Below are 13,147 nucleotides of genomic sequence, written 5' to 3'. Positions count from 1 at the left end.
TATCAGGTTAAAATGAAAGGTTTAATCCGAATACGAATGACAAGCTTCTTGGATAAGCACCCCAGTCCACACCCGGAGTCAGACCTCCGTTCGGTTTGGTATTAACTTCCGGGTCATAACCAGAGTAACCAGTAATGGTGAACAGGTTGTATGCAGAAGCATACACACGGAGGTTACTGATATATGCTTTCTTCAGCCATGTTTTCGGGAAGGTATAACCGAAAGTGACATTGTTCAGTCGTAAGAACGAAGCGTCTTCTACATATCCGGAATGGAAAGCCAGATTGCTGGATCCTTCGATGGATGCATAGTTTGCATTACGGTTGAGGATGGCAAGCTTTTCAGGATCTTTGAAAACATTGGCACCTGTACCGTCAATATACGTGAAACGTTCGGCAGCATTAGCCAATGAATTACGATTCTTATTATTCATTTTGGTAAAATACATCTTGTTAGCATTGTACACATCACCGCCAATCTGGAAATTCAAACCGATAGAAAGATCGAAACCTTTGAAAGTGAAGTTGTTGATAAATCCACCGATAATATCCGGAGTTGCATTTCCGATTACGGTTTTGTCGTCAGAAGTGATACCTTTCACGCCGTCTGTATCTTTAAATTTCCAATATCCGGGTTGTATGCTGGCATCATAAGAATTGCCTTCTCCGTTCAGTACATATCCTCCGTTACCGTTGTTTGCAGCATTATCCCAATGGAAATCTTCCACCATATAGATTCCTTTTCCATCCAGCTGATAGCCGTACATCTGTCCCATTGATTGTCCTACAGCGATGATATAATCGTCGTCATTAAATTCTGATACAGTTGACCATCCGGAACGTTCAGTGAAGTAATCAGCGTCGGCCAAGGCTACAATCTTATTCTTGTTGTGAGCAAAGTTCAGATTACTTTCCCAAGTGAAGTTTCTGTTTCTGATATTGATGGTATTAATAGAAACTTCAATACCACGATTGCGCGTTTCACCCACATTCTTCATTACGGTTGTATATCCTGATAATCCTGGAAGTTTGGAGTTCAGTAACAAATCCTTGGTCTGGTTATTATAGATATCGATAGTGGCCTGAATACGTTGGTCAAGGAATCCCATTTCAAGACCTAAGTTGGCTGTAATGTTAGTTTCCCATTTGAGGTTCGGATTAGGAAGCTGTGAACTTGCATAAGTCGGAACTAATTGATCTTCGTAGCTGGTGTTACCGGAACCCATGATGGCTAATGAACGGTAACTACCGATATTGTCATTACCTGCCATACCATATCCGAATCTTACTTTCAGGTTTGAGAACACATTCAGATTTTTGATAAAATCTTCTTCAGAAGCACGCCATGCAATAGAACCGGCTGGGAATACTCCCCATTTATTGTTCTTACCGAAACGATTGGAACCATCTGCACGAACGGTTACAGTAGCAAGATATTTACTTTTATAGTTATAGTTAGCACGTCCGAAGAAAGATATCTTACGGTATTTGTAATGTGTCGTAGAAGGTACATTAGGGTTTGTTCCCAATGAAAAATCGTCAAAACCAAAGTTTACATCAGGGAAATTGGTATTTGTCACTGATAATGTTTTTGTTTCAAGCATATAGTCTTCCTGACCTACCAACATATCAAACGAATGTCCGTTCTTCAGTTTCGGGGTATAAGTCACGGTGTTGTTATACTGCCAACCGTTATAGTCATTGATATTCTTCGTTCCGTAAGGGGCTCCACTATTAATAGCCTGGCGACTCTGTGCCTGATAGAATACATCATTATTCAGGCGACGTTCGCGAAGACCTACAGAACCGCGATAGATGAGATTGTCTAATATTTTAAACTGTACTTCTCCATTGATTTGTAGACTCTTATTTTCTTTAGTACGTTCTTCTGCCTGAATGGAGATCAATGGGTTTTGCATCTGGTTACCACTGTCTTCATCGGTAATCGGGTCACGTTGGAGGGTTAATAAATCAGAGTCGTTACCATATTTACCAATAACGGGACGATATTGGAGGATATGCTGCATACGGCTGAAATATCCGGATTCGTTCAGAGAACCTAATCCTTCAGAAGTTTCGTTGCTGTAGTTAGCATTGAAAGTAACTTTTAACCGTTTGTTGACATCCTGTGTAAATTTAGCACGGATATTGGTACGGGCAAAACCACTTCCCTTCATAATTCCGTCATCACTGGTACGTGCTATTGAAATGTTGTAACTGGATGTTTTGGTTCCTCCGCTGATACTTACTTTGTGGTTTTGAGAAATGGGGCTGTTGCTACCGAATACTTCATCCTGCCAGTCTATGCCTGCACGATTACCATAAACACTTGGAATGTTTTGATAAGCTGCATACATCTGATCCAGAATAGCACCTCCGTTTTCATCATAAGGATCTGCATAATATTTCAGATAAGTTTGCTTGTCGGAGTCTGCACCGATCATAGCACGTTCATATTCCAGTTTTGCGAATTGTTCTGTGCTGAGAAGATCAATTCTCTTGGTCAGCTTCTTGAAACCCACATACATATCATAGCTAACGGTTGCTTTGCCTTCCTTACCGGATTTTGTTGTAATAAGGATTACACCGTTTGCTCCTGCAGAACCATAGATGGCTGTTGATGATGCATCTTTCAATACATCAATAGATTCAATATCACTCGGATCGAGTCCGTTCATACCATTCTCACTTTGAAAACCATCTATAATATATAGAGGTTCATTGCTCTGTGTGATTGACATTCCACCACGTACGCGTACTGAGATTTCTGCGTCGGGAGAACCTTGAGATTGGATAACCTGTACACCGGCAATTTTACCAGCTAATGCCTGTGTTACACTGGAAACCGGTATTTTGCTTAATTCACCTCCCTGAACGGAAGATACAGAACCGGTTAAGTCACGACGCTTAGTGGTAGCATAACCAATTGCCACAACTTCATCCAGTTGAATAGAGTTAGGGACCAGAGTCACATTGATCTGACTACGACCATTGACCGGGATTTCTTGTGTATCCATACCTATATAGGTGAATACCAATACGTCTTTTGCTGCATTATTTACTCTTAATGAGTATTTTCCATCGATATCAGTGATGGTACCTGTGCCGGTGGTACCTTTTATTACTACATTGGCACCGATTACTTCAAATCCGTCACTGTCTATTACTTTACCTGTAACAGTAAGGCTCTGTGCCTGTATGTTAAGGCCGACAAATAGAAAAATTGCCGTGAAAAGGAATTTTTGAAAATTTTCCATAACAATTAAATAAAGGTTGAATTTTGAATTTTTATCTGCCCCAAAAATATTGCAAATCTTTAAAACAATTAATTCCTAATGTCTTTAGTTTATTTAAAAATCGCTTTATGTCTTTCACTTTTGTTTATAACTCTTTCATTTATGTCTAAAAAACGTGATAAGAGCTTAAGCTATTGCGCTTTTATATAAATTGGGTGATAGATATGCTGTAGATAATCACTGTTATTTTTCTCTTTTTGTGGTATGTTTTTTAACGTGTTCGATATGAGATTGATTCAGATATCCATCGTTTTTTCGTGTATAGAGGGATTAGTTTGGTTGGTGAGTAAAAATACCTCTTCCTCTCTCTACATTTTATGAACAGGCTGATTGAGTTTTATGTGAGGAGAACGTGTGCCAAATTGTAGTATACAGAGGAAAATCTCACTTTATCACAAAGCTACTGATTTGATACGTTCCGCACATTGTTTCTTGTTACATTAACATTGTTAACGTCGCTTTTTTAACAAGATGGGGCTTATATGCAAGATTGTACACTTTAGTACCTCAATATTGTACAATCTTGCCATGCAAAAGTGTACAATATTGAGGTACTAAAGTGTACAATCTTATATTTCTTAAAAATAGAGCTTGCTAGTCTTTGATTATCATTGGTTTATGATTCGAAAACGTTCTGTACTCTATACTGAATTTCACTTTGTGTGAATGTCTGTGATTGTTCTTTTCGCAACTAATCTTAAAGCAATGATTGTCAAGTACAAAGAATCTTATGCCAGACTTCCTATTTCATCCAGGTTCTTTTGAATATCTTCATCGCTAAGTGAGTAATTCACCAAGTCTCCTGCCAGGAACTTATCGTAAGAGGGCATATCAATGAGTCCGTGACCGGAAAGATTGAACAGAATTACTTTCTCTTCGCCTGTCTCTTTGCATTTGTTTGCTTCACGAATAGCAGCAGCGATGGCGTGACAAGATTCCGGAGCAGGAATAATGCCTTCGACTTGTGCAAATAAGCAACCGGCTTCAAAAGATTCGAGCTGTTTGATGTCTACCGCTTCCATCAGTCCGTCTTTCAACAATTGAGAAACAATAACGCCTGCGCCATGATAACGAAGACCACCGGCATGAATATTGGCAGGAGCGAAGTTATGTCCCAATGTAAACATAGGAAGCAAAGGGGTGTATCCGGCTTCGTCTCCAAAGTCATACTGAAATTTACCACGTGTCAGCTTGGGACAGGAAGCCGGTTCGGCTGCAATGAAACGGGTTTTCTTACCATTAAGAATATTATGACGCATGAAAGGAAAAGCAATACCTCCAAAGTTTGAACCGCCTCCAAAGCAAGCAATCACCATATCGGGATATTCTCCTGCCATTTCCATCTGTTTTTCGGCTTCCAATCCGATAATTGTTTGATGAAGTGTAACGTGGCTAAGTACAGAGCCGAGGGTATATTTACAGTTCGGAGTGGTACGGGCAAGTTCTATAGCTTCGGAAATGGCTGTACCCAATGAACCCTGATAATTGGGATGGGCGGTCAGTATATCTTTTCCGGCACGGGTAGACATAGAAGGAGAGGGAGTGACCTGTGCTCCGAAGGTTTGCATGATACTACGACGATAGGGCTTCTGTTCATAACTGATTTTCACCTGATAAACGGCAGCTTCCAGTCCGAAAAGTCGGGCGGCATAAGCAAGAGAGGCTCCCCATTGTCCTGCACCTGTCTCCGTGGTTACATTGGTTACTCCTTCCTGTTTGCAATAGTAAGCTTGAGGAATGGCAGAATTTAATTTGTGTGAGCCCATTGGGCTGACACTCTCATTTTTAAAATAGATATGTGCCGGAGTTCCCAAAGCTTTTTCCAGTCCGTAAGCACGTACCAGCGGAGTACTGCGGTAGTATTTATACATTTCGCGTACCTCTTCCGGAATCTCGATCCAAGCATCAGTCTGATTCAACTCCTGACGTGAAAGTTCTTCTGCAAATATAGGGAAAAGGTCTTCTGCCTTTAAAGGTTGTTTTGTACCAGGGTGTAAAGGAGGCATCGGCTTGTTTGCCATGTCAGCCTGAATATTGTACCAATAGTGTGGAATTTCTTCTTCGGGTAGCAGGTACCTCTTTGTCTTGTTACTCATGATATTGCAAATTTTAATATTTTGATTGCCAAAAATAGGCATAATTTTTAATACAACGATTAAATAGTCAACAAAGAATCGAATTTGTTGTTATTTTAATTAAGTTTGCACCATCACACATTGACACATTATTTATCATGAAGATTTACCATAAAATATTGTTGTATCAGAATAAGTTACTACAGCCTTATGTTCGTGTTTTGCTCAGGCTAATAGCTGCTTTTACTTATGTAGCCTCATTACTATTGATAGTAGGAGTTGTTTATGAACATGGGTTTCCACTTTCGAGTGTGGATGTGGAGCATCTTAAAATATTATATAAGGCTGTCTGGATTATCTTTTTGATAGATGTGACCTTGCACTTTCTGTTGGAATACAGAGATACAAAAAAGAATTATCGTAAACTGGCGTGGGTGTTAAGCGGATTACTTTATCTGACACTCATTCCCGTTATCTTCCATCAACCGGAGGAGAGTGGTGCGATTCTTCATTTTTGGGAATTCCTGAACAGTAAGTTTTATCATGTAACCCTTTTATTACTTTTTTCTTTTCTGAATCTGTCTAATGGTCTGGTACGGCTGTTAGGACGCAGGACGAATCCCTCATTAATTCTGGCGGTGAGTTTTCTGGTGATTATACTGATAGGTACGGGATTGTTATTACTGCCCCGTTGTACGGTAGAGGGAATATCTATTTCGTGGGTGGATGCGCTGTTTACTTCGACGAGTGCAGTGTGTGTGACAGGTCTTGTACCGGTAGACGTATCTGCAACTTTTACACCTTTGGGGCTTACTGTGATTATTCTGCTGATACAGGTCGGTGGATTGGGGGTGATGACATTAACCAGTTTCTTTGCCATGTTTTTCATGGGGAATACTTCGTTGTATAATCAGTTGGTGGTACGTGACATGGTAAGTTCTAATTCATTGGGTTCATTACTGTCCACACTGTTGTATATATTGGGCTTTACGTTAGTGATAGAGGGTATGGGAATGTTATCCATCTGGCTGGGTATTCATGGTACATTGGGGATGGATCTGCAGGAAGAACTGGCTTTCTCGGCTTTTCATTCTATATCGGCATTTTGTAATGCCGGTTTCTCCACTTTACCGGGTAACTTGGGTAATCCGATGGTAATGACCGGGCATAATTCTCTTTATATATCCGTTTCTTTATTGATTATTTTGGGTGGTATTGGGTTTCCTATCCTGGTGAATTTTAAAGATATTGTGCTTTATCATTTGCACCGTTTCTGGAAGTTTGTGCGTACACTTAAACTGGATAAACACAGAGTACAGCATCTTTATAATCTGAATACGAAAATTGTATTGATTATGACTTTCCTGCTTCTCGTATTGGGTACACTCGCCATTGCCGCCTTTGAATGGAATGGTTCTTTTGCCGGTATGTCTGTAGCGGATAAATGGACACAAGCATTTTTCAATGCCACCTGTCCGCGAACGGCAGGGTTCAGTAGTGTGGATCTGACAAGCCTGAGTATACAGAGCATATTGATTTATATTTTGCTGATGTGGATAGGTGGTGCAGCACAATCTACGGCAGGTGGAGTCAAAGTCAATGCTTTTGCCGTTGTAGTGATGAATCTTATGGCAGTGCTGCGTGGTACAGATCGTGTAGAAGTTTTTGGGCGTCAGCTTTCACATGATTCAATCCGTCGTTCTAATGCAACGGTAGTTATGTCTCTTGGAGTGTTGTTTCTGTTTGTATTTATATTGAGCATACTGGAACCTAAAATGTCGATTATGACACTAACGTTTGAGTGTGTGTCGGCATTAAGTACAGTAGGATCGAGTCTGAATGCCACACCCTTACTTCGGGATGAGAGTAAGTTATTGGTGGCTTTACTGATGTTTGTAGGTCGCGTAGGATTGATAACACTAATGCTGGGCATTGTGAGACAAAAGAAAAATACGAAATATCGTTATCCGAATGATAACATAATAATAAATTGAATAATATGTCAATGTGCCAATATGCCAATGTGTCAATTGGCTGCGCTGTAATGCCGCATGGCAATTGGCACATTATTCAATCGGCACATTAAAAAAATATTAGTATGAAATACATTATTATTGGTCTGGGAAATTATGGGCATGTATTGGCAGAAGAACTTTCTGCGTTAGGACATGAAGTGATAGGTGCAGATATTAGTGAAAGCAGGGTAGATAGTATTAAAGATAAGGTGGCTACTGCTTTTGTAATTGATGCGACAGATGAGTTATCGTTAGCAGTACTTCCGCTCAATAGTGTGGATATTGTGATAGTGGCAATCGGAGAGAATTTCGGTGCTTCCATTCGTGTAGTAGCGTTGCTGAAGCAGAAAAAGGTACAGCATATCTATGCACGCGCTATTGATACGGTACACCGTTCGGTATTGGAGGCTTTTAATCTGGAAAGGATACTGACTCCGGAAGAAGATGCTGCACGCAGCTTGGTACAATTACTGGATTTTGGAACTAACATGGAGGCATTCCGGGTAGATTCAGAATATTATGTGGTGAAGTTTTCTGTACCAGAGAAATTTATCGGGTATTTTGTGAATGAACTAAATCTGGATGAAGAATTTCGTTTAAAGCTGATAGGGTTGAAACGGGCAAATCGGATAGAGAATTGCCTGGGTATTTCACTGACGGAACGTAGTATAGTCAACGAACTTCCTGAAAATGATAAGATACAGGAAGGAGATGAACTGGTGTGTTACGGTAAATACAGAGATTTCCAAAAGTTCTGGAAGGCGTTATAATAATGCATTGTCTGATATGTAGTTTCCTTGTAGAAAACGTTATAAAGTTCGGACTTTGATTTTATTTTATTCTAAAAAGCATTCCTTGCTATTTTCGTTTTCAGAAAATAGCAAGGAATGTATGTTTGGAATGAATTACTACTTATCTGTTAGCTTTCAGTGCTTCTTCCAGATCAATACCCAGTGCTTTGGCAACGCCTGTTCCATAAGCCGGGTCTGCTTTATAGCAATTACGTACGTGGCGTTGTTTGATGAAGAGTTCAGAATCCCCCATGGCACGCGCTGTGTTTTCAAACAGCAGTTGTTGTTCGTCTGCCGGCATTAGTCGGAAAAGATCACCCGGCTGGCTGTAATAATCGTCATCATACTCCCGTTCATTATAATTATAGATATCACCATGAACTTTCAAAGGTGGTTCTTTCTTTTCGGGAGAATCTTTCCATTCGCCATAGCTGTTGGGTTCATATCCTTTGGTAGCGCCATAATTACCATCTACACGCATAGAACCATCGCGATGGTAGGCATGGAACGGACAGCGAGGTTTATTAACCGGTATCTGCTCCGAATTAACGCCCAGACGGTAACGCTGTGCATCTCCGTAGGAGAACAAACGGCCTTGTAGCATTTTGTCGGGAGAGAATCCAATACCTTCGACAATATTTATCGGATTGAAGGCAGCTTGCTCTACTTCCGCAAAATAATTTTCCGGATTACGGTTCAGCTCAAGAATACCTACGTCCTGTAGTGGGAAGTCTTTGTGTGGCCATACTTTAGTCAGGTCAAACGGATTGATACGGTAATTATCCGCTTCTTCTTCCGTCATCACTTGAATTTGGAACAGCCATTTTGGATAGTCGCCTTTTTCAATACTTTCAAATAAATCGCGTTGGTGTGACTCGCGGTCTTTAGCAACAATAGCTTCAGCTTCCTGGTCAGTCAGATTTTTGATACCTTGCAGGGTACGCAGATGGAATTTTACCCAGGTACGTTCGTTTGCGGCGTTATAGAAACTATAGGTATGGCTGCCGAATCCATGCATATGACGGTAGGAATAAGGAATGCCACGCGGGCTCATAGTGATAGTGACCTGGTGTAATGCTTCGGGCAGCAGTGTCCAGAAATCCCAATTACTGTTAGGGCTACGCATGTTTGTTTTCGGATCTCGTTTGATGGCATGATTGAGGTCAGGAAACTTCAGAGGATCACGTAAAAAGAATACCGGGGTATTGTTTCCTACCAGATCCCAGTTACCTTCTTCTGTATAAAATTTCATGGCAAAACCACGAATATCACGTTCTGCATCAGCAGCTCCGCGTTCACCGGCTACGGTAGAGAAGCGGACGAAACACTCTGTTTTCTTTCCCACTTCGCTGAATATGGCTGCACGGGTATACTTTGTAATGTCATGCGTTACAGTAAATGTTCCGTAAGCTCCGGAACCTTTGGCATGCATACGTCTTTCAGGGATTACCTCCCGGTCAAAATGAGCGAGTTTTTCAATTAACCATGGATCTTGCAAGGTGATAGGACCACGAGGCCCCACTGTCTGTGAATTCTGATTGTCGGCAACAGGACGGCCGTTGGCAGCTGTAAGTTTCTTTTCTTCCATAAATGTGTAGTTTGTGAGAGTTTATAAATATATAACAAAGATAGGGGGAATTTGCTCACTTGTCAAACAGATATTTTCTATAGAAAGATAGAAAAAAACGATAAGGTATGTAAAGAAGCAGAAGAATCGTTTATAAATTGTTAAAAAAAAGGGGACAGGCTAAACTTATTGGGTTTCAATGAGTCCTATATTCAGTTGCAACAAAGAAACTGATAATTAATCAACTTAAAAGCAGATGTTAGTATGAAAAGAATAGTATTTTTAATGGTTACCCTCTTTCTGATGGGTAGTGTAGTGATGGCACAGGGACAACGGGGCGAACATAAGAAAATGACTCCGAAAGAACGTGCGGAACAAATGACAGAACGTATGGTTAAAGAGTACTCTTTGAACGATACGCAGAAGAAACAATTATTTGAAGTAAATCTGGCACAGTGTGAGAAGATGGGAGATCGTGCTTCGATGCGTCCGCAGAGAGATGGAAAGAAAGCACCCGAAATGACGAAAGAAGAACGTGAAAAGATGCGTGCAGAGATGAAAGCTAACAGTGAGGCTTACAATGCAGAGCTGCAAAAGATTATGACTAAAGATCAATATGCTTCTTATACCAAGAAGCAGGCTGAGCGTGAACAGCGGATGAAGGATGGACGCAGACAGAAAAAGTAGCCTAACTTTCAACCTTGAATTCTTGTGTATATCCGGCTCTTTTTGTTCCTTTGTCGTCTAAATTAAAAGAACGGATTAAAGATGAAGAGATTCATAAATTTGTTTATTCTACCACTGCTGGCAGTACTAACAGCTTGTAGTGGTGGAAGTAAAAAAACGGATGAAGGTTCATTGATCCTTATGCAGGATAGTGTAGATAACCGGGGATTGCAGCGTATGCAGGTATCGAAAGCCGAAGTGGATATTAAGTTTAAAGGGAAGGATTACCACTCTTTTATTTCTCGTACTCCTGATGAAGACCTGCCGCTTGTGAAGAATGAGATGGGAAATACTTTTGTTGACAATAAGATTCAGCTTCGTTTGACCCGTGGCAGTGAGCAAGTCTTTAATATGACTTTTACAAAGAAGAATTTTTCTTCTATTGTGAGTGATGATTTCTTGTCGAAATCTATTCTTGAGGGGATGGTGTATAATAAGACTACCCCGCAAGGGATTGTTTATGCAGCCAGTGTGTGTTATCCGCAGACAGATTTGTATGTGCCTATCTCTATAACGATTACTGCCGATGGTAAGATGACAATGGAAAAGGAGGAGTTGCTGGAGGAAATATATGAAGAAGACAGTATTTAAACTCTCTGATATGTTTTGACAGCATATTTACACAAATATGATAATTTTTAAAACAATTGAAAGGTAGCCCTGTGGTTACCTTTTGTATTTTAGCGGAGTCAATAAATTTTATAAATATGATGAACACACAACTTTATTTATGCTCCGCAGCTTTGTTGCTGACTGCTGCTCAGACCAAAGCAGCCGATAAGCAAAAAGAACGGCCCAATATTCTTTGGCTTACTTTTGAAGACACGAGCTCTTATGAGTTTGGTTGTTATGGAAATGCGCAAGTACATACACCCAATGTAGACGGACTGGCTTCCAAAGGAATACAGTTTATGAATGCATGGTCGGTGGCACCACAAAGTTCTGCTGCACGTTCTTCGCTTATTACCGGATGTTATTCCAGTACATATGGTATGGATGTTCACCCGGTACCCTATGATACTCCGGAGAATATCTTCTTCCCACAATGGTTGAGGGATGCCGGTTATTATTGTACGAATAATAGCAAGACACATTATAACTCGACTACAGATAATAAGATCTGTTGGGATGAATGCACAAAAACAGCTTCTTACAACAGTCCTAAACGTGAAAAAGACCAACCTTTCTTTGCAGTATACAATACGGTTACCTCTCATATGGGGCGTGTACGTACCTTTCATATGGATGGGCGTCGTGATTATACAAAGGAAGGCATTTATCCTGATAAACTGATTCTTCCGCCTCATGTGCCCGATCTTCCGGAAGTACGTTCTGATTATGCCGGACATTTGGAGGCTGCTCAGGATGTGGATACATGGGTAGGCTTTTTCCTCAAGGATCTCAAGGAACACGGTTTGGAAGATAATACCATCATCTTTGTATTCAGTGATCATGGTGGTTGTCTACCTCGTGGTAAGGGATACTTATATGAGACAGGTTTGCGGGTGCCATTGGTTACTTATTTCCCCGAGAAATGGAAACATCTGGCTCCGGCAACAGCGGGAACAAAAGATAGTACACTGATTAGTTTTGTGGACTTAGGCCCTACTGTCCTGAGTCTGGCAGGTGTGAAGCCTCCTAAGCATATGCAGGGGAAAGCACTGATGGGAAAATATGCTTCTAAGGAGAAGACTACGATGCAGTTTGCATTGGCTGCCAATCAGTTGCATCATTTTATGCCGGTACGTGCAGCTATGGACGGACGTTATAAGTATATCCGCAGTTATATACCTTACCGCCAGTTTGCATTACGTAATTACTATCAGTGGGGCATGCCTTCCAATAAAGCCTGGGATAAATGGGTAATGGGTGGCCATAATACGAATCCCGACTGGAAGCAGACGTTTGAACATCATCCGGCAGAGATGTTATTCGATTTGGATAATGATCCGTTTGAATTGAATGATCTGGCTGCTAAACCGGAATATCAGGAGGTACTGCTTCGTTTTCGTAAGGGAATGTCCGATCATATTCGTGAGACAAAGGATTTGGGATTCTTTATTCCTACTTCCCGTGAGAATGTAGTCTTGTATGATAAAGTGCGTAAGGAGAAATATCCGTTGAATGACTTATATGCTTTGGTGGAATTGGCAGGTGTAGCAACTGCTGCTGATGTGTCGGTATTTGAAAAAGCACTGACCAGTGCATATCCCGAAATGCGTTATTGGGCTGCCGTAGGCTTGGCTCAGTTAGGCATAAAAGGAGAGTTGAAAACTTGTCCGGCTGCGTTACTTGCATTATTGGATGATAACGATGCTTATATAGCTTGTGAAGCTGCCTATGCTGTTTCTTATCTGGGTGAGACAGAGAAAGGGGTAAAGCGCCTGAATTATCCGCAGAATGAAGCGGATAGAAAGATAGGATATTCATTGTTGGAGTGCCTGTCTTTGGATAAGGCGATGCAACCTGCGGTACGGGTACATTTGGCCGATCTGAAAGAGAAAGCTGAAAAACTTCCTCGTAAGGCAAATGAAGATGCCGGATTGATGGCACGTGGTATCCTTGTGAATCTGGGAGAGATGGATATAAAGGATTTGCATGGTCCGGAAGCATACGAAATGGGATTACAACTGAATCACGGTCGCAGACCGATGGTGCCACTTCCCAATTGATAAGAA

8 protein-coding genes are annotated in these 13,147 nt (G+C 41.0%); 5 read left to right on the top strand and 3 right to left on the bottom strand.

All coding sequences use genetic code 11. The features are described 5' to 3' along the window. Nucleotides 1–7: 7 nt before the first annotated feature. Both VCM39_RS15165 and VCM39_RS15160 read right to left on the bottom strand, forming a co-directional pair. Nucleotides 8–3,256 carry a SusC/RagA family TonB-linked outer membrane protein gene (locus tag VCM39_RS15165; RefSeq protein WP_221648538.1) on the bottom strand — a complete coding sequence of 1,083 codons (3,249 nt, stop codon included), beginning with the start codon at nucleotides 3,254–3,256 and terminating at the stop codon, nucleotides 8–10. Between the two features lie 767 nt (nucleotides 3,257–4,023). After that, entirely contained in the window at nucleotides 4,024–5,391 is a 1,368-nt protein-coding gene (locus tag VCM39_RS15160; protein WP_221648537.1) for a TrpB-like pyridoxal phosphate-dependent enzyme, read from the bottom strand. A 137-nt stretch (nucleotides 5,392–5,528) separates the two neighbouring features. Between VCM39_RS15160 and VCM39_RS15155 the strand changes: the two genes are divergently transcribed. Next, nucleotides 5,529–7,364: a TrkH family potassium uptake protein gene (locus tag VCM39_RS15155; RefSeq protein ID WP_195661318.1), complete on the top strand. Its 1,836-nt coding sequence runs from the start codon at nucleotides 5,529–5,531 to the stop codon at nucleotides 7,362–7,364. Nucleotides 7,365–7,468: 104 nt separating this feature from the next. Further along, nucleotides 7,469–8,155, top strand: coding sequence for a potassium channel family protein (locus VCM39_RS15150; protein ID WP_221648536.1), 687 nt, complete (start codon nucleotides 7,469–7,471; stop codon nucleotides 8,153–8,155). Nucleotides 8,156–8,297: 142 nt separating this feature from the next. On the opposite strand, the gene VCM39_RS15145 is transcribed toward VCM39_RS15150, so the two are convergent. Next, complete coding sequence (locus VCM39_RS15145) at nucleotides 8,298–9,764, bottom strand: catalase (protein WP_221648535.1); 1,467 nt, start codon at nucleotides 9,762–9,764, stop codon at nucleotides 8,298–8,300. Nucleotides 9,765–10,007: 243 nt separating this feature from the next. Here VCM39_RS15145 and VCM39_RS15140 point away from each other — a divergent pair, with 243 nt between their 5' ends. The 3 genes from VCM39_RS15140 (at nucleotide 10,008) to VCM39_RS15130 (ending at nucleotide 13,141) form a co-directional block, all read left to right on the top strand. Then, nucleotides 10,008–10,430, top strand: coding sequence for a DUF4890 domain-containing protein (locus VCM39_RS15140; RefSeq protein ID WP_007484713.1), 423 nt, complete (start codon nucleotides 10,008–10,010; stop codon nucleotides 10,428–10,430). Between the two features lie 81 nt (nucleotides 10,431–10,511). Next, nucleotides 10,512–11,060: a DUF4738 domain-containing protein gene (locus VCM39_RS15135; protein WP_221648534.1), complete on the top strand. Its 549-nt coding sequence runs from the start codon at nucleotides 10,512–10,514 to the stop codon at nucleotides 11,058–11,060. Nucleotides 11,061–11,176: 116 nt separating this feature from the next. Continuing rightward, nucleotides 11,177–13,141, top strand: coding sequence for a sulfatase (locus tag VCM39_RS15130; RefSeq protein WP_221648533.1), 1,965 nt, complete (start codon nucleotides 11,177–11,179; stop codon nucleotides 13,139–13,141). Nucleotides 13,142–13,147 lie beyond the last annotated feature (6 nt).

The sequence above is a fragment of the Bacteroides mucinivorans genome, from assembly GCF_034654355.2.
Classification (GTDB): domain Bacteria; phylum Bacteroidota; class Bacteroidia; order Bacteroidales; family Bacteroidaceae; genus Bacteroides; species Bacteroides nordii.
Note: the sequence above shows the minus strand (reverse complement) of the source record. Positions and strands in the feature narration are given on the sequence as shown.

Excerpts from the sequence above, each read along its gene's own strand:
- VCM39_RS15135 (WP_221648534.1), top strand. The coding sequence starts at position 10,512 with ATGAAGAGATTCATAAATTTGTTTATTCTACCACTGCTGGCAGTACTA.
- VCM39_RS15140 (WP_007484713.1), top strand. The coding sequence starts at position 10,008 with ATGAAAAGAATAGTATTTTTAATGGTTACCCTCTTTCTGATGGGTAGT.
- VCM39_RS15165 (WP_221648538.1), bottom strand. The coding sequence starts at position 3,256 with ATGGAAAATTTTCAAAAATTCCTTTTCACGGCAATTTTTCTATTTGTC.
- VCM39_RS15150 (WP_221648536.1), top strand. The coding sequence starts at position 7,469 with ATGAAATACATTATTATTGGTCTGGGAAATTATGGGCATGTATTGGCA.
- VCM39_RS15130 (WP_221648533.1), top strand. The coding sequence starts at position 11,177 with ATGATGAACACACAACTTTATTTATGCTCCGCAGCTTTGTTGCTGACT.
- VCM39_RS15155 (WP_195661318.1), top strand. The coding sequence starts at position 5,529 with ATGAAGATTTACCATAAAATATTGTTGTATCAGAATAAGTTACTACAG.
- VCM39_RS15160 (WP_221648537.1), bottom strand. The coding sequence starts at position 5,391 with ATGAGTAACAAGACAAAGAGGTACCTGCTACCCGAAGAAGAAATTCCA.
- VCM39_RS15145 (WP_221648535.1), bottom strand. The coding sequence starts at position 9,764 with ATGGAAGAAAAGAAACTTACAGCTGCCAACGGCCGTCCTGTTGCCGAC.